Origin of the sequence: Streptomyces toyocaensis, assembly GCF_000725125.1 — a bacterium.
GTDB lineage: Bacteria > Actinomycetota > Actinomycetes > Streptomycetales > Streptomycetaceae > Streptomyces > Streptomyces toyocaensis.
The window spans coordinates 165,124-180,701 of the sequence record NZ_JFCB01000009.1; the positions used below are offsets into that span (position 1 = coordinate 165,124).

Consider the following 15,578-nt stretch of genomic DNA (forward strand, 5'->3'; position numbering starts at 1 on the left):
CCTTGCCCGGGGTGGCGACCGGGGCGGGACATCCCCGGATGTGGCATGTACCTTTCCGACCGTGCCCGCACCCAAGAACACCGTCCGGCGCTCACTGCTGGTCGCGTCCGCCGTCCTGCTGTCCACCGCGCTGACCGCGCCCGTCGCACTGGCGGCACCCAAGCCGTCGACGACCCCGTCGGCCACTCCCCCGGCGCGGATGTCGACGGTGGGTGGCGCCCGGCTCGGGCAGCCGGGGACGCAGGTCAACCTGGCGAGCGGAGTCCCGGTGCTGCCGAAGGGGCTGTCGGCCCGGTCCTGGATCGTCGCCGACGCCGAGTCCGGCGAGGTGCTCGCCGCGCACAACGCGCACTGGCGGCTGGCCCCGGCGAGCACGCTGAAGATGCTGTTCGCCGACACGCTGCTGCCGAAGTGGCCCAGGACGACGGAGCACACGGTGGAGGTCTCCGACCTGGCCGGTGTCGGGGCCGGTTCCAGCATGGTCGGGATCAAGGAGGAGGAGACGTACACGGTCCACGACCTGTGGCTGGGCGTGTTCCTTCGCTCCGGCAACGACGCGGTGCACGTGCTGTCCGCCATGAACGGAGGCGTCGAGAACACCGTCGACGAGATGAACGAGCACGCCGAGGAGCTCCAGGCCCTCGACACGTATGTGGTCAGCCCGGACGGCTACGACGCCGAGAGGCAGGTGTCGTCCGCGTACGACCTGACGCTGATCGCCCGCTCGGGGCTGCAGAAGAAGGACTTCCGGGAGTACGCCTCGACGGTGCGGGCGAAGTTCCCGGGCGGGACGAAGAAGAACAAGAAGGGCAAGAAGGTCCGCGGGTCCTTCGAGATCCAGAACACCAACCGGCTGCTGAGCGGTGACTCCGACGTGCCCGTCTACCAGGGCATAGCGGGTGTGAAGAACGGCAACACCACCAACGCCGGGGCCACCTTCACCGGTGTCGCCGAGCAGGGCGGCAAGGTGCTGCTGGTCACCGTGATGAACCCGCAGAAGGACGAGTCGAACGAGGTCTACAAGGAGACCGCGCGGCTGTTCGACTGGGGTTTCAAGGCGGCAGGCAAGGTCGAACCGGTCGGCGAGCTGGTGCCGCCGAGGAGCGCCGTCCGGGCCGGTGCCCGGCCGGGCCCGTCCGCCTCCCCCGGGGAGGCGGGTGTCGCCGGGGCCGGGTCGAAGCCGGTGGCGAGCGCCCCGACGGGCGGCGGCACCGACGGCATGGGGGTCGCGCTGGGCATCGCGGGCGGGTTGCTGGTGCTGCTGGCGGGCGGCGGGTACCTGGTCAGCCGGCGCTGGCCGCTGCCGGACCTGGTGCGCCGCCGCTCGCGTCCGTGACCGCGGGCACCTCGTCCTGTTTGCTCCGCGTCGCCGTCCAGGCGGCGCAGAACAGGACCAGTTTGGACGTGAAGTTGATCCACAGCAGCAGGGCCACCGGGACGCCGAACGCGCCGTACATGCTCTTCGCGGCCACTCCCTGCATATAGCCGCTGAGCAGCAGCTTCAGCAGTTCGAAGCCGACCGCGCCGGTGAGCGCGGCGACGATCAGCCGGTGCCGGGTGGGTTCCACGCCGGGCAGCAGGGTGAGGACGTACAGCAGGAGCAGGAAGTCGGCGCCCACGGCGACGGCGAACGCCGCGACGTGCAGGACGATCCCGCCCCAGCCGCCCTTCTCCAGCCCGATGGCGTCGCTGATCCGGCCGACCAGCGCGGAGGCGACGGTGGAGGCGACGAGGGTGACCAGGAGCGCGCCGCCGAGCCCGAGGAGGATGCCCGCGTCCTTGCCCTTGCGCACGACGGGGTTCTCCTCCTCGTCGGGCAGTTCCCACACCGCGCGCAGGCAGTCGCGCATCGCTCCGGCCCAGCTGATGCCGGTGAGGAGCAGGACGGCACCGGCGATGAGCCCGACGGTGCCGGCGTTCTGCACCAGGTCCTCGACGTTCAGCTGGTCGGAGATGCCGGGCACCTGGTCGGTGATGCTGTCCTGGAGGGTGTTCTGCTGGTCCTGGCTGAGCGTGGCGGCGCCGATCGTCGCGGCCACGGTGAGCAGCGGGAACAGCGCGACGAAGCTCCGGAACGTCATCGCGGCGGCCAGCCGCGTCCAGTGCACGCGGTCCAGACGCTCGTACGACCGCCACGCGTGCGTGAGCATCAGACGCGCCACCCACGGCCCCACACCCGGGAGCTTTTTCAGCCAGTCCATGAGCCGACTCTGCCCGCGTTGCGGAAGACCAATGTCCTGGTGCCCCAGAACCGGACACCGGTGGCCAGCGCCATGCCGATCACCGCGCCGGACACGGTGTCCGCGCGTTGCGAGGTGAGGCCGAGCCCGTAGTGGCTGACGGCCAGGCAGAGCAGTTGCACGGCGGCGCCGGCGAGGTTGACCACGAAGAACATCGCGAAGGGGCGTGCCCCGCGCACGCGGGTGGTGCGGTAGGTGCCGTGGGCGTTGCCGGCGTAGGCGACCGCGCAGCCGGCGACGAAGGAGAGGGCCTTCGCGGTGAGCGGGCCGCAGCCGCCGGGGCCGCGCAGGTACGTGAAGAGGGCGAGGTCGACGGCGTAGGCGAGCAGACCGGCGGTGGCGAATCCGAGGAGTTCCCGCCGGTGCCGCAGCAGACGGTCTCTCACCAGTCGGCCACCGCCGCGGCGTACATCGCCACCCACACCGCCCCGATGAGGGCGAGCGCGCGGTCGCCCAGCACCACGTCCTCGGGTTCACCGGCGGTCCCGCGGTCGGCGAAGACGGCGTAGCGCAGGACGGCGAGGACGAAGGCGACCACCGACAGCTGCCGCCAGGGCAGCACGCTGGTGTGCGGCACCCCGCCCTCCTCAAGGGCCCACAGGCAGTAGCCGAGGACGGCGACACCGGCGGCGAGCTGCCAGACGAAGCGGAGGTAGCCGGTGGTGTACTCGGTGAGCAGCGCGCGCGTGGCGCCGGCCGTGCCGGCCATCTGCACGGCCTCGGAGTAGCGCTTGGCCGCGACCATGAACAGCGCTCCGAACCCGGTCGTGATCAGGAACCAGCGCGAGAGCGGGATGCCGAGGGCGAGCCCGCCGATCACCGCGCGCATCACGAAGCCGGTGGTGACGACGACGAGGTCGACGACGAGGACGTGCTTCAGGATGAGGCAGTACGCCAGTTGCATGCCGAGGTAGGCGGTCAGCAGCGCGGCGACCTCGGGCGGGCACAGCCGGGCCGCGAGGACCGGGGCGAGGACGCCGAGGGTGATCCCGGTGGCGTAGGCGACCGGGACGGGGACCTGGCCGGCGGCGACCGGGCGGCGGCACTTGGTGGGGTGGGCGCGGTCGGCCGCGGCGTCGCGCGCGTCGTTGACCAGGTAGACGGCGGCGGCGCAGGCGGTGAACAGGACGAAGACCAGGGCGAGCCGGGTCAGGGCGTGGGCGGAGAACAGGTCGCCTGCGGCGGCCGGGGCGGCGATCACCAGGACGTTCTTGACCCACTGCTTGGGCCGCGCGGTCATGAGCAGGCCCCTGAGGAGGCCGCCCCCGCCGGACGGTGCGGCCTGCCGTCGGTCGGGGCGCTCGCGCAGCAGGGTCACGCGGGGCCTCCCGTCATCCAGCGGGCGCCGAGCCGGGCCGTCAGCGCGCCGAGGGCGGCGCCCGCCGCCACGTCCGAGGGGTAGTGGACGCCGGCCAGCAGACGGGAGACGCACACGGCGGCGGCCAGCGGCGGCACCGCGCGGGCGCCCAGCGCGCCGAAGGCGAAGGCGGCGGCCGTCGCCGAGGTGGCGTGCGAGCTGGGGAAGGAGTGCCGGCCGACCGTGCCGACGAGGGGTTCGACGTGGGCGGGGCGGGGGCGGCGCACGATCCGCTTGACGCCCATGCTGACGACGTGGGCGCCCGCGGTGAGCACGGTGCCGCGCAGCCAGGCGCCGCGCCGGGGGCGGTCCGCGACGGCTCCGGCGAGACCCGCCGCGAGCCACATCGCCCCGTGCTCCCCCGCCCACGACAGGACCCGCGCGGTGGCGCCCACGCGCGGGTCCGCGCCGCACGCTCTGAGCGCGGCGACGATGCGGTGGTCGAGGGCGTGGAGACCGCGGGGGTGCGGGAGGTCGTGGTGGTCGTCCATGTGGACCCACTGTTCACCCCCGGCGGGCCGGAAATCCGCCGCTTTGGAGCGACATCCCATTAATCACCCGTTTCGGGGACGGGAGTGACGTTTCACATCTGATGATTCGCATAAGGGCGATACGGTCGCGGTCATGCCTGCCGACACCGTTTCCGTCACGGGGTGGGGCCGCACGGCGCCCACCGCCGCCCGGCTGATCCGCCCACGGACGTACGAGGAGGCCGCCCTGGCCGTCCGGGAGTGCGGCTCCCGCGGGGGCATCGCGCGGGGCCTGGGACGGGCGTACGGGGACGCGGCGCAGAACGCGGGCGGCGCGGTGCTCGACATGACGGGCCTGGACCGGGTCCACGCGATCGACGCCGGCGGCGGGACGGTGCTGTGCGACGCGGGGGTCTCCCTGCACCGGCTGATGGAGGTGCTGCTGCCGCTCGGCTGGTTCGTGCCGGTGACGCCCGGCACGCGGTACGTGACGGTCGGCGGGGCGATCGGCGCCGACATCCACGGCAAGAACCACCACGTGTCCGGCTCCTTCTCCCGTCATGTGCTGTCCTTCGAACTGCTCACGGCCGACGGGCGGCTCGTCACGGTGGTGCCGGGCACGCCGCTGTTCGAGGCGACCGCCGGCGGCATGGGCCTGACCGGGGTGGTCCTCACCGCGACGATCCGGCTCCAGCAGGTCGAGACCTCCCTGATGTCGGTCGACACCGAACGCGCGACCGACCTCGACGACCTGATGGCCCGCCTCACCGCCACCGACCACCGCTACCGGTACTCGGTCGCCTGGATCGATCTGCTGGCCCGTGGCCGCTCCACCGGCCGGGCGGTGCTCACGCGGGGCGACCACGCGCCCCTGGACGCGCTGCCCCGCGGCACCCGCGCGCGCAGGGAGCCCCTGTCCTTCCGCACCTCGCGTCTCCCGGCCGCCCCCGCCTTCGTCCCCGAGGGCCTGCTCAGCCGCACCACCGTGGGGCTGTTCAACGAGTTCTGGTACCGCAGGGCGCCCCGCGCCCGGACCGGGCAGCTCCAGCGGATCCCGGCCTTCTTCCACCCCCTGGACGGCGTGCCGCACTGGAACCGGGTCTACGGGCGGGGTGGCTTCGTGCAGTACCAGTTCGTCGTCGGGCACGGGAGGGAGGACGCGCTGCGCCGGATCGTGCGCCGGATCTCCGCACGGCGCTGCCCGTCCTTCCTGGCCGTCCTCAAACGCTTCGGCGAGGCCGACCCGGGCTGGCTGTCCTTCCCCGTGCCGGGCTGGACCCTGGCCCTGGACGTCCCGGCGTCGCTGCCCGGCCTCAGCGGCTTCCTCGACGAGCTCGACGAGGAGGTGGCCGGGGCGGGCGGGCGCGTCTACCTCGCCAAGGACTCCCGGCTGCGCCCGGAACTGCTCGCCGTCATGTACCCCCGCCTGGGCGACTTCCGCGCGCTGCGCGCCGAACTGGATCCGCGCGGGGTGTTCACCTCCGACCTGTCCCGCAGGCTCCACCTCTGAAACCGTCGACCCCGGCCCCCTGAGGAGCTGTCGTGAAGGACGCCTTCGGCCTCCCCCAGTCCCTGCTCGTCCTCGGCGGTACGTCCGAGATCGCGCTGGCCACCGCGCGGCGGCTGATCGCCCGCCGCACCCGCGCGGTGTGGCTGGCCGGCCGCCCCTCCCCGGGGCTGGACGAGGCCGCCGAGCAGCTGCGCGGTCTCGGCGCCGAGGTCCGCACCGTCGCCTTCGACGCGCTCGATCCCGCCGCCCACGAGGAGGCGCTCGGCAAGGTCTTCGCCGAGGGCGACGTCGACCTGGTGCTGCTCGCCTTCGGCACGCTGGGCGACCAGGCCCACGACGAGCGGGACCCGGAGGCCGCGGTACGGGTCGCGCAGACCAACTACACCGGCGCGGTCTCGGCGGGCCTGGTGTGCGCGGGCGCGCTCCAGGCGCAGGGGCACGGCTCGCTGGTGGTGCTGTCCTCGGTGGCGGGCGAGCGGGCCCGCCGCGCGAACTTCATCTACGGCTCCAGCAAGGCCGGCCTTGACGCCTTCGCCCAGGGGCTCGGCGACGCGCTGTACGGCACGGGCGTGCACGTCATGGTGGTACGCCCCGGCTTCGTCCGTACGCGGATGACGGCCGGGCTGCCCGAAGCGCCGCTGGCCACCACCCCCGAGGCGGTCGCGGCGGCCGTGGAGCTGGGGCTGCGGCGCCGCGCGGAGACGGTCTGGGTGCCGGGGGCGCTGCGGGTGGTGATGTCGGCGCTGCGGCACCTCCCGCGCGCGGTGTTCCGACGGCTGCCGGTCTGAGCGCCGGCGCCGGTGTCCGGAGGGTGTCTCAGTGGGCGGAGACGGATCCGCGGTCCACGCTGCCGGCCTGCGGGGGCACCACCACGGAACCGAAGGGGAACTCGCGCAGCTTGCGCCACACCCCGTCGGCGCCCTGCTCGTAGAGGGCGAAGCCCGTGCACGGCCACGCGGCCTCGTAGCCGGCGAGCTCCTCGAAGGCGCGGTCCATGGCCGCCTCCTCGATGCCGTGCGCCACGGTGACGTGCGGGTGGTACGGGAACTGCAGCTCGCGGGCGACCGGCCCGGAGGCGTCCCGGACCTGCCTCTGCAGCCAGGTGCACGCCTCACCGCCCTCGACGACCCGGACGTACACCACCGGCGACAGCGGACGGAAGGTGCCGGTGCCCGACAGCCGCATCGGGAACGGCCGGCCCGCCGTGGCGACCTCGCTCAGGTGCGCCTCGACGGCGGGCAGGTCGACGTCCTCGATCTCGGTCGGCGGCAGCAGGGTGACGTGGGTGGGGATGCCATGAGCCGCGGCGTCGCCGAAGCCCGCGCGCAGCTGCTGAAGCCGGCTGCCGTGAGGCTCCGGGACCGCGATCGACACACCGATCGTTACGGTCCCCACGTCGTCTCCTGTCGTAGTGGTGGTGAAGCGCGGTGGTGAAACTGCGGTGAGCACCCGGTGACCGCCGAAACGGTCACCCGGATATCGACTGTACGACCACGACCCGGATGCGGGCAGGCGCAACCGGAGTGATGTGCAGCGCTGTGCGGTGGTACGGATCCCGGCCGGGGGCCGGTTCAGCGCCGGTTCAGTGCTTGGCGGGCAGGAAACCGACCCGCTCGTACGCCTGCGCGAGGGTCTCCGCGGCGACGGCACGCGCCTTCTCCGCGCCCTTGGCCAGGATCGCGTCGAGCGTCTCGGGGTCGTCCAGGTACTGCTGGGTGCGCTCCTTGAACGGGGTGACGAAGTCGACCATGACCTCGGCGAGGTCCGTCTTCAGCGCACCGTAGCCCTTGCCGGCGTACTTCTCCTCCAGTTCGGGGATGTCCGCTCCGGTGAGGGTCGAATAGATCGTGAGGAGATTGCTCACACCGGGCTTCTCCACGACGTCGTACCGGATCACCGTGTCGGTGTCGGTGACGGCGCTCTTCACCTTCTTGGCCGTGGTCCTCGGCTCGTCCAGGAGGTTGATGAGGCCCTTCGGCGTGGACGCCGACTTGCTCATCTTGATCGACGGGTCCTGGAGGTCGTAGATCTTCGCCGTCTCCTTGAGGATGTACGGCTTCGGCTTGGTGAACGTCTCGCCGAACCGGCCGTTGAACCGCTCGGCGAGGTCCCGGGTGAGCTCGATGTGCTGGCGCTGGTCCTCGCCCACCGGCACCTCGTTGGCCTGGTAGAGCAGGATGTCCGCCACCTGGAGGATCGGGTACGTGAACAGGCCGACGGAGGCACGGTCGGCGCCCTGCCGGGCGGACTTGTCCTTGAACTGGGTCATGCGCGAGGCCTCGCCGAAGCCGGTGAGGCAGTTCATCACCCAGGCGAGCTGGGCGTGCTCGGGCACGTGGCTCTGGACGAAGAGCGTGCAGCGGTCCGGGTCCAGTCCGGCGGCCAGCAGCTGGGCGGCCGCGAGGCGGGTGTTGGCGCGCAGCTCCTTCGGGTCCTGCGGAAGCGTGATCGCGTGCAGGTCGACGACCATGTAGAACGCGTCGTGGGTCTCCTGCAGGTCCACCCACTGGCGGACGGCGCCGAGGTAGTTGCCGAGGTGGAACGAGCCCGCGGTGGGCTGGATTCCGGAGAGCACGCGAGGTCGGTCAGTCGCCATGCCCCCCATTCTCTCAGGTGTCCGGGGGCGGTCCGGAACCGACCGGAAACAGGTGGGAACCGATCCGAGCCCGGCGGTGTAACAGGTAATCGCCGAACGGCCTCCGGCACCGCGCCGAGGACCCGGCGATACCGGGGGCGGTCGCCGGAGCGGCGCCGGCCCTGGTGCTGCGCCCTCACGTGACGCGGCTGCCGGTGATGCGCCGGCGGGGGGACGACAGCGGTCCCAGGCAGGAACTGCTGGACGCCTGAAGACGCGCCCACGGCGGCCCGGTGCGTGACCGGACCGCCGTGGGGCGCTGCGAGCGGGCGGCCTCAGCCGAGGTCGACCTCGGGGTAGAGCGGGAAGCCGGCGACCAGGTCGGTGGCGCGCCGGGAGATCTCGTCGGCGACCTTCGCGTCGAGGACGTGGGAGGCCTTGGACGGGGCGCCGGACTTGGTGGTGCCGGGCTCCGTGGTGGTGAGGACGCGGTCGATGAGGCCGGCGACCTCGTCCATCTCGGCGGTGCCCAGGCCGCGCGTGGTCAGCGCGGGGGTGCCGATGCGGATGCCGGAGGTGTACCAGGCGCCGTTGGGGTCGGCGGGGATGGCGTTGCGGTTGGTGACGATGCCGGCCTCGAGCAGGGCGGCCTCCGCCTGGCGGCCGGTGAGGCCGTAGGAGGTGGTGACGTCGATCAGGTTGAGGTGGTTGTCGGTGCCGCCGGTGACCAGGGCGGCGCCTCGGCGCATCAGTCCCTCGGCGAGGGCGCGGGAGTTGTCGACGATGCGCTGCGCGTAGTCCTGGAAGGCGGGCCGGCGGGCCTCGGCGAGAGCGACGGCCTTGGCGGCCATGACGTGCGGGAGCGGGCCGCCGAGGACCATCGGGCAGCCCCGGTCGACCTGGTCCTTGAGGGAGTCGTCGCACAGCACCATGCCGCCGCGCGGGCCGCGCAGCGACTTGTGGGTGGTGGTGGTGACGATCTGGGCGTGCGGTACCGGGTCGAAGTCGCCGGTGAGGACCTTGCCCGCGACGAGACCGGCGAAGTGCGCCATGTCGACCATGAGCGTGGCGCCGACCTCGTCGGCGATCTCGCGCATGATCCGGAAGTTCACCAGACGGGGATAGGCGGAGTAGCCGGCGACGATGATCAGCGGCTTGAACTCGCGGGCGGAGGCGCGCAGGGCCTCGTAGTCGATCAGGCCGGTGGCCGGGTCGGTGCCGTAGGAGCGCTGGTCGAACATCTTGCCGGAGATGTTCGGGCGGAAGCCGTGGGTGAGGTGACCGCCGGCGTCCAGGGACATGCCGAGCATGCGCTGGTTGCCGAAGGCCTGGCGGAGTTCGGCCCAGTCGGCATCGGAGAGGTCGTTGACCTGGCGGGCGCCGGTCTTCTCCAGGAAGGGGACCTCGACGCGGTCGGCGAGGACGGCCCAGAAGGCTACGAGGTTGGCGTCGATGCCGGAGTGCGGCTGCACATAGGCGTGACGGGCGCCGAAGAGCTCCCTGGCGTGCTCGGCGGCGAGCGACTCGACGGTGTCCACGTTGCGGCAGCCGGCGTAGAAGCGGCGGCCGACGGTGCCCTCGGCGTACTTGTCGCTGAACCAGTTGCCCATCGCGAGGAGGGTGGCCGGGGAGGCGTAGTTCTCCGAGGCGATCAGCTTGAGCATCTCGCGCTGGTCGGCGACCTCCTGGCCGATGGCGTCGGCGACGCGCGGCTCGACGGCGCGGATCACGTCGAGGGCGGCGCGGAAGGCGGTGGAAGCGGTGGAGAGGGGCTCGGCAGACATGAGGGACCTCCGGACGTGGCGTTCAGCGTTCACGGTACGGCCCAGGCGCACGGCACAGTTTCCGGACCGCGGGGTCCGGGGCCGCTTCCCGATGGTTGCTCCCATCCCAGCGCGCCAGTCACGGCCCACGGCCAGGCTACCGGGTGGCACGCAGTGCCATGGGGAGGCGTCCATCATGCGGGCGACGGCGTCCGCCCGCGGGGCACCAGGACCTAGAGGATCACATGGGGCAGGAAGCGGGCGTACTCGTCCGTCACCAGGCCCGAGGACTCACGGATGCCGAGGCCCGCCGACTCGTTCTCCACCACCCAGGCGCCGAGGACGACGTGGTTGCCGTCGAAGTCCGGGAGGGGGGCGAGCTGCTGGTAGCAGCAGGGCTCGTCGCGCAGCACGGGGGCGGCACCCGCCTCGTGGAGGGTCACGCCGGCGCCTTCACGGCCCAGCAGCGGCTTGGCGACGTAGCCGGTGGTGCCGGCCAGTTCCCGGGGACCGTCGAGGTAGGCGGGCAGCAGGTGGGGGTGACCGGGGTGGAGCTCCCAGAGGATCGCCAGCAGCGCCTTGTTGCTGAGGAGCATCTTCCACGCGGGTTCGATCCACAGGGTGGAGCCGGTGCCTCCGCCGTTGTCGAGCGTGTCGAGGACGTGGCCGGCGAAGCGGTCGGTGGTCAGCCACTCCCAGGGGTACAGCTTGAAGATGCTGCGGATGAACCGGAGTCTGTTGTCCACGAAGCGGCGGGAGAGGCGGTCCCAGCCGATCTCCTCCACGGAGATCCAGTCGGTCTGCAGTCCGGCCTGCTCGGCGGTCTCCTTGAGGTAGGCGACGGTCATGAGGTCCTCGCCGAGCTCGTCGGCGGAGGAATGGGCGAAGTACAGGGGGCTGCCCGGCGGGAGGAGGGCGGCCTGCTTCTTCCAGGCGTCGACGAGGCGTTCGTGCAGGGAGTTCCACTGGTCGGCGCCGGGGAAGCGCTCCTCCATCCAGAACCACTGGGGCGAGGCGGCCTCGACCAGGGACGTCGGAGTGTCGGCGTTGTACTCCAGCAGCTTCGCGGGCCCCGTCCCGTCGTAGCGGAGGTCGAAGCGGCCGTAGACGGAGGGGAGTTCGTCGCGTCGGCGCCAGGCCTCGGCGACCGCGCGGGCGATCCGCGGGTCGGTGATGCCGAGGTCGGCGAACCGGTCGGCGGTGACGATGTGCTCGGCCGCCGCGAGGCACATGCGGTGCAGTTCCTCGACGACCTCCTCCAGCGCCTCGACCTCGTCCAGGCCGAAGACGTAGTAGGCGCTCTCGTCCCAGTAGGGGCGCAGGGAGTCGTCCGGGTAGCGGGTGAGGGGGTAGATGAGCCCCTGTTCCTCGACCGTCTCCTGCCAGCCGGGGCGGGGCTCGATGGTGCGCCGTTCCATGAGCCGCTCAGCCGCCGCCGCTGCCGGAGCCCGAGCAGCCGAAGCCGCCCCGGTCGACGGCCTCGCTGCGGCTGAAGGTCCCGTCGTCGGCGTAACCGGCGCGGACGTCCGCGTCGTAGTACCAGTCGGCGTCGACGCGGGAACCGGAGGAGGACGCGCAGTTCTTGTCGGCGACGAGCTTGTAGCCGTTGAGGTAGTCGTAGCTGTCCCGGTCCACGCACCGGCGGTCCGGATCCGACCCGCAGGAGGTCAGCGCCGCCGCGAGAACCCCCATCCCGCCCAGCACCACCGTGCTGGACCGCACCCGCCGTCGTGACTCCGCCATGACTCCCCCTCACACCGCCTGCGACTGCCCGCCGGGTCCTCGGTTCACTTCCCGGCTCGCGGCGGACAGCCTAGAGACCGGCCGCGCGCCACGCACAGGAGCCCCCCGCTCCTGGTCTCCGATCCCCCGCCGTTTCGCCCCCCTTTCAGGATGTCTGGGGCGCTTCCGCGGGGCGTGACGCGCGGTCCGGGGCGCCGGTCGTCGTCTCATCTCCGCCAGAACAGGTGGTGCGTCACGCCGCTCGGGCTCGGTACGACCTCGAGGTGGAAGCGGTCGAGCAGTTCGTCGGGCGACTTCCAGAGGCGGAGACCGGAGCCGAGCTCCACCGGCGAGACCGCCACGTGCATCGTGTCGACCAGGTCGGCGTCGAGGAACTGCCGGACGGTCGTGACCCCGCCGCCGAGCCGGACGTCCTTGCCGCCCGCCGCCTCCCGCGCCCGGTCCAGGACCGCGGCCGGGCTGCCCTCCACGAAGTGGAACGTGGTGTCGGAGAGCGTGATCGACGGGCGCGGGTGGTGGGTCATCACGAACACGGAGGTGCGGAACGGGGGCTCGTCACCCCACCAGCCGCGCCACTGGTGGTCCCGCCAGGGCCCCCGCTGGGGGCCGAACTTGTTGCGGCCCATGATCTCGGCACCGATGCCGCGTGCGAAGTCCCGGGTGAAGTAGTCGTCGAGGCCGCGGCTGCCCCCGGGGTCGGTGCGCATGGGCCAGCTCGCCGTGGCGCCGGCCCAGGCGAACAGCCGTTCGGGGTGGACGTGGCCGAACGGCCTCTCCAGGGTCTGGTGCTCACCGGCACCGATCCCGTCACTCGAGACGCAGAAGTTCATCACTCTCAGGAGCTGATCCATCTCTTCTCCCCTTCCTCGGGCGCTGGCGCGTCCCTCGTGTACGACGCGTTCCACACAAGGGCGTCGAACGGGACGTGGCCGGATCGACAGCGGCCCGGAGGTTTTCTCCGGTGTCCTGCGGCCGCCTCCTACGGCAGCGCCCTGCACAGGGCCTCGAGCGTGCCCGTCCAGGCGTGGTCCGGCGGGGTCGCGTAGCCGACCACCAGGGCGTCCCCCGGGGTCGTGTCGGCGGCGGGATGGCGGAAGCGGGAGAGGCCGAGGACGGCGAGGCCCTGCCAGGTGGCGGCCTGGACCACGGACCGCTCGGTGCCGGGCGGGAGTCGCAGAACGGCGTGCAGGCCGGCCGCGATGCCGGTCACGCGGACGTCGGGTGCCCGTTCGGCGAGGGCGCGGACCAGGGCGTCGCGGCGGCGGCGGTAGCGCAGCCGGGCGGAGCGGACGTGACGGTCGTAGGCGCCGGAGGTGAGGAACTCGGCGAGCGCGAGCTGTTCGACGACGCCGACCGAGCGGCCGCCGCCCCGGTCGACGACGTCCGGGACCAGCGAGGGGGGCACGACCATCCAGCCCAGGCGCAGGCCCGGGGCGAGGGACTTGCTGGCCGTGCCCAGGTGGACGACGTGGTCGGGGTCGAGGTCCTGGAGCGCGCCGACGGACTGGCGGTCGTAGCGGAACTCGCCGTCGTAGTCGTCCTCCAGGATCAGCCCGCCCGTGCGGCGGGCCCAGTCGACCACGGCGGCACGGCGCTCGGGGCGCAGGGCGCCGCCCAGGGGGAACTGGTGGGCGGGGCTGAGCAGCACCGCGTCCGCGTCGCCCGGGTCCTGGGCGCGGGTGCCGGAGGCGTCGTACGGAAGCGGCGTGGTCCGCAGCCCGGCACGGGTCGCCAGGTCCCAGTGGACGTCGAGGCCGTGGGACTCCACGGCGAGGGTCCGGGCGCCGCGGGCCCGCAGGATCTCGCAGAGGAGGTGCAGACCGTGGGAGAAGCCGGCGCACACGACGAGGCGTTCGGGGTCGGCGCGCACGCCCCGGACACGCGCCAGGTAGTCCGCGAGCGCGACGCGCAGTTCGGGGCGGCCACGGGGATCGCCGTAGCCGAAGGCGTCGTGCGGAGCGGTGGCGAGGGCGCGGCGGGTGGCCTTGAGCCATTCGGCGCGGGGGAAGGAGGCGAGGTCGGGCGTGCCGGGGACGAGGCTGTACGGGAGCCGGCCCGGGACCCGGCGGGGAGGGGAAGGGGCGGCCGGCGGGCCGGGTACCGCGCGCTCGGCGACGCGGGTGCCGGAGCCCTGCCGGGCGGTGAGCCAGCCTTCGGCGACCAGGTCGGCGTACGCGTCGGCGACGGTGTTGCGGGCGATGCCCAGGTCGCCGGCGAGGGAACGGGAGGAGGGCAGCCGGGTGCCCGGGGAGAGCCGGCCGGTGCGGACGGCCTCGCGCAGGGCGTCGGTCAGACCGCGGCGCAGGCCGGGGCCGGCCGGGTCGAGATGGAGGTCGATGCCCTGCAGGTCGCCGCGTGAAGTGGCCCAGCGTTCCGCCATGGAAGTGGACCATACCCCTGGGCTGCCTCGCTCCTAGGGTCGAGGCATGAGCGACATCGAGACGACCACGACGTACGCCGCCGAGCTGCCCGCCCGGCTGGACTGGGCCCGGCACGCCCCCGAGGTCTACAAGGCGATGGTCCGGCTGGACTCCGCCGCCAGGAAGGGTCTGGATCCCAAGCTCTACGAGCTGGTGAAGATCCGCGCCTCCCAGATCAACCACTGTGCCTTCTGCCTGGACATGCACACCAAGGACGCGCTCGCGGCGGGCGAGAGCGTCGAGCGGGTCGTGCAGCTCAGCGCCTGGGAGGAGTCACGGCACTTCTACACGGAGCAGGAGCTCGCGGCACTCGAACTGACGGAGGCCGTCACCGTGCTGACGGACGGCTTCGTCCCCGACGAGGTGTACGAGCGGGCCGCCAAGCGGTTCGAGGAGGCGGAGCTGTCCCAGCTGATCGCCGCGATCACGGTGATCAACGCCTGGAACCGGTTCGGCGTGACGTGCCGCGTGACACCGGGCCACTACCAGCCGGGACAATACTCCTGACGGTCTCCTCGAGACCGTCTCGACGCCGGAGCGGGGTCAGGGCAGCCACTTCTTCCAGACGGACTCGTGGCCGTCCGCCCACTTCTTCGCGGCCTCCCGCGGCGACAGCTTCTGGTCGGCGATCATCAGGGAGACCTCGTTCTGGTCCTCGGTCGTCCACCGGAACCTCGTGAGCAGCTCCGCCGCCTCACCGCCGTTCTTCGCGAAGTCCGCGTTGAGGAACTTCTGCAGCGGCGTGACCGGGTAGGCGCAGGCGACCTTCGCCGGGTCGGCGTCGCAGCCCTCCTTGTACGCGGGCAGCTTCACCTCGGTCATCGGCACCTGCTCGAACAGCCACTGGGGCGTGTACCAGTAGGTGAGGAAGGGCTTCTTCTCCTTGGCGAACTGCTTGATCTGGGTGATCTGCGCGGCCTCGGAGCCGGCGAACACCACCCGGTAGTCCAGCCCGAGGTTCTTCACCAGCGCCTTGTCGTTGGTGACGTAGGACGGTGAGCCGTCCATCAGCTGGCCCTTGCCGCCGCTCTCCGGGGTGCGGAACCGGTCGGCGTACTTGTTGAGGTTCTTCCAGTCGGTGACGTCCGGGTGCTGCTCGGCGAAGTACGTCGGCACGTACCAGCCGATGTGCCCGGTGACGCCGAGGTCGCCCCCCGATGCGATCGTCTTCTTGTCCTCGACGTACCGCTGCTCCTGCTCGGGGTGCCCCCAGTCCTCCAGGATCGCGTCGACCCTGCCCTGGCTGAGCGCGTCCCAGGCGGGCACCTCGTCGACCTGGACGGTGTCGACGCGGTAGCCGAGCTCGTGCTCCAGCAGGTACTGGGCGACGGCGACATTGGCCTGCGCCCCCACCCAGGACTGCACCGACAGGGTGACCGTCCTGGCGCCCCGGGCGTTGGCGAAGGGGGACGCCTGCTTGGTCATGTCGGCGGCACCGCAGCCGGTCAGCAGCAGGAGTGCCGACCCGGCGGCCACCGCGGGGATCGTACGGAATCGCAT

General features: G+C 72.3%; 16 protein-coding genes and 1 riboswitch. Of the genes, 4 read left to right on the top strand and 12 right to left on the bottom strand.

What is annotated here, in order from left to right:
- Positions 1–61 precede the first annotated feature (61 nt).
- Entirely contained in the window at positions 62–1,336 is a 1,275-nt protein-coding gene (locus BU52_RS13045; RefSeq protein ID WP_037932893.1) for a D-alanyl-D-alanine carboxypeptidase family protein, read from the top strand.
- Here BU52_RS13045 and BU52_RS13050 read toward each other — a convergent pair.
- Genes BU52_RS13050 through BU52_RS13065 form a run of 4 tightly spaced genes read right to left on the bottom strand, consistent with a single transcriptional unit; the run spans position 1,284 to position 4,088 of the window.
- Entirely contained in the window at positions 1,284–2,201 is a 918-nt protein-coding gene (locus BU52_RS13050; RefSeq protein ID WP_037932896.1) for a YihY/virulence factor BrkB family protein, read from the bottom strand. The two genes, BU52_RS13045 and BU52_RS13050, sit on opposite strands and share 53 nt — an antisense overlap.
- Complete coding sequence (locus BU52_RS13055) at positions 2,189–2,626, bottom strand: GtrA family protein (RefSeq protein WP_037932899.1); 438 nt, start codon at positions 2,624–2,626, stop codon at positions 2,189–2,191. Before BU52_RS13055 ends, BU52_RS13050 begins: the two co-directional genes overlap by 13 nt.
- The gene (locus BU52_RS13060) at positions 2,623–3,558 is read right to left on the bottom strand and encodes a decaprenyl-phosphate phosphoribosyltransferase (protein WP_037932902.1); all 936 of its coding nucleotides are present in this window, start codon (positions 3,556–3,558) and stop codon (positions 2,623–2,625) included. Before BU52_RS13060 ends, BU52_RS13055 begins: the two co-directional genes overlap by 4 nt.
- Positions 3,555–4,088, bottom strand: coding sequence for a phosphatase PAP2 family protein (locus tag BU52_RS13065; protein ID WP_037932904.1), 534 nt, complete (start codon positions 4,086–4,088; stop codon positions 3,555–3,557). Before BU52_RS13065 ends, BU52_RS13060 begins: the two co-directional genes overlap by 4 nt.
- A gap of 133 nt (positions 4,089–4,221) precedes the next feature.
- Between BU52_RS13065 and BU52_RS13070 the strand changes: the two genes are divergently transcribed.
- On the top strand, positions 4,222–5,577 hold the full coding sequence (locus BU52_RS13070; RefSeq protein ID WP_037932908.1) for an FAD-binding oxidoreductase: 1,356 nt from the start codon (positions 4,222–4,224) through the stop codon (positions 5,575–5,577).
- Between the two features lie 32 nt (positions 5,578–5,609).
- The gene (locus BU52_RS13075; protein ID WP_037932910.1) at positions 5,610–6,365 is read left to right on the top strand and encodes a decaprenylphospho-beta-D-erythro-pentofuranosid-2-ulose 2-reductase; all 756 of its coding nucleotides are present in this window, start codon (positions 5,610–5,612) and stop codon (positions 6,363–6,365) included.
- A 28-nt stretch (positions 6,366–6,393) separates the two neighbouring features.
- Here BU52_RS13075 and BU52_RS13080 read toward each other — a convergent pair whose 3' ends face one another.
- The 7 genes from BU52_RS13080 to pdxR form a co-directional block, all read right to left on the bottom strand.
- A complete protein-coding gene (locus BU52_RS13080; RefSeq protein ID WP_037932912.1) occupies positions 6,394–6,972 on the bottom strand; it encodes a 2'-5' RNA ligase family protein in 579 nt (192 codons plus the stop codon).
- Between the two features lie 187 nt (positions 6,973–7,159).
- Entirely contained in the window at positions 7,160–8,173 is a 1,014-nt protein-coding gene (trpS, locus tag BU52_RS13085) for a tryptophan--tRNA ligase (RefSeq protein WP_037933037.1), read from the bottom strand.
- A 314-nt stretch (positions 8,174–8,487) separates the two neighbouring features.
- Positions 8,488–9,936 (bottom strand): glycine hydroxymethyltransferase, encoded by a 1,449-nt coding sequence (locus BU52_RS13090; protein ID WP_037932913.1) that lies wholly within the window; start codon positions 9,934–9,936, stop codon positions 8,488–8,490.
- 32 nt (positions 9,937–9,968) lie between these two features.
- Positions 9,969–10,068: riboswitch (ZMP/ZTP riboswitch) on the bottom strand.
- Between the two features lie 80 nt (positions 10,069–10,148).
- On the bottom strand, positions 10,149–11,333 hold the full coding sequence (locus BU52_RS13095) for a glutathionylspermidine synthase family protein (RefSeq protein ID WP_037932915.1): 1,185 nt from the start codon (positions 11,331–11,333) through the stop codon (positions 10,149–10,151).
- Positions 11,334–11,340: 7 nt separating this feature from the next.
- Positions 11,341–11,658, bottom strand: coding sequence for a hypothetical protein (locus BU52_RS13100; RefSeq protein ID WP_037932917.1), 318 nt, complete (start codon positions 11,656–11,658; stop codon positions 11,341–11,343).
- Between the two features lie 206 nt (positions 11,659–11,864).
- Positions 11,865–12,509 carry a dihydrofolate reductase family protein gene (locus BU52_RS13105; protein WP_037932920.1) on the bottom strand — a complete coding sequence of 215 codons (645 nt, stop codon included), beginning with the start codon at positions 12,507–12,509 and terminating at the stop codon, positions 11,865–11,867.
- A gap of 128 nt (positions 12,510–12,637) precedes the next feature.
- A complete protein-coding gene (gene pdxR, locus BU52_RS13110; protein ID WP_037932923.1) occupies positions 12,638–14,038 on the bottom strand; it encodes a MocR-like pyridoxine biosynthesis transcription factor PdxR in 1,401 nt (466 codons plus the stop codon).
- Between the two features lie 46 nt (positions 14,039–14,084).
- Here pdxR and BU52_RS13115 point away from each other — a divergent pair, with 46 nt between their 5' ends.
- Positions 14,085–14,585 carry a carboxymuconolactone decarboxylase family protein gene (locus BU52_RS13115; RefSeq protein ID WP_037932926.1) on the top strand — a complete coding sequence of 167 codons (501 nt, stop codon included), beginning with the start codon at positions 14,085–14,087 and terminating at the stop codon, positions 14,583–14,585.
- 36 nt (positions 14,586–14,621) lie between these two features.
- Here BU52_RS13115 and BU52_RS13120 read toward each other — a convergent pair whose 3' ends face one another.
- A complete protein-coding gene (locus BU52_RS13120; RefSeq protein ID WP_037932929.1) occupies positions 14,622–15,578 on the bottom strand; it encodes an ABC transporter substrate-binding protein in 957 nt (318 codons plus the stop codon).

Coding starts and splice junctions, on each gene's coding strand:
- BU52_RS13050 (WP_037932896.1), bottom strand. CDS start 2,201: ATGGACTGGCTGAAAAAGCTCCCGGGTGTGGGGCCGTGGGTGGCGCGT.
- BU52_RS13065 (WP_037932904.1), bottom strand. CDS start 4,088: ATGGACGACCACCACGACCTCCCGCACCCCCGCGGTCTCCACGCCCTC.
- BU52_RS13070 (WP_037932908.1), top strand. CDS start 4,222: ATGCCTGCCGACACCGTTTCCGTCACGGGGTGGGGCCGCACGGCGCCC.
- trpS (WP_037933037.1), bottom strand. CDS start 8,173: ATGGCGACTGACCGACCTCGCGTGCTCTCCGGAATCCAGCCCACCGCG.
- BU52_RS13090 (WP_037932913.1), bottom strand. CDS start 9,936: ATGTCTGCCGAGCCCCTCTCCACCGCTTCCACCGCCTTCCGCGCCGCC.
- BU52_RS13095 (WP_037932915.1), bottom strand. CDS start 11,333: ATGGAACGGCGCACCATCGAGCCCCGCCCCGGCTGGCAGGAGACGGTC.
- BU52_RS13100 (WP_037932917.1), bottom strand. CDS start 11,658: ATGGCGGAGTCACGACGGCGGGTGCGGTCCAGCACGGTGGTGCTGGGC.
- BU52_RS13105 (WP_037932920.1), bottom strand. CDS start 12,509: ATGGATCAGCTCCTGAGAGTGATGAACTTCTGCGTCTCGAGTGACGGG.
- pdxR (WP_037932923.1), bottom strand. CDS start 14,038: ATGGCGGAACGCTGGGCCACTTCACGCGGCGACCTGCAGGGCATCGAC.
- BU52_RS13115 (WP_037932926.1), top strand. CDS start 14,085: ATGAGCGACATCGAGACGACCACGACGTACGCCGCCGAGCTGCCCGCC.
- BU52_RS13120 (WP_037932929.1), bottom strand. CDS start 15,578: ATGCGATTCCGTACGATCCCCGCGGTGGCCGCCGGGTCGGCACTCCTG.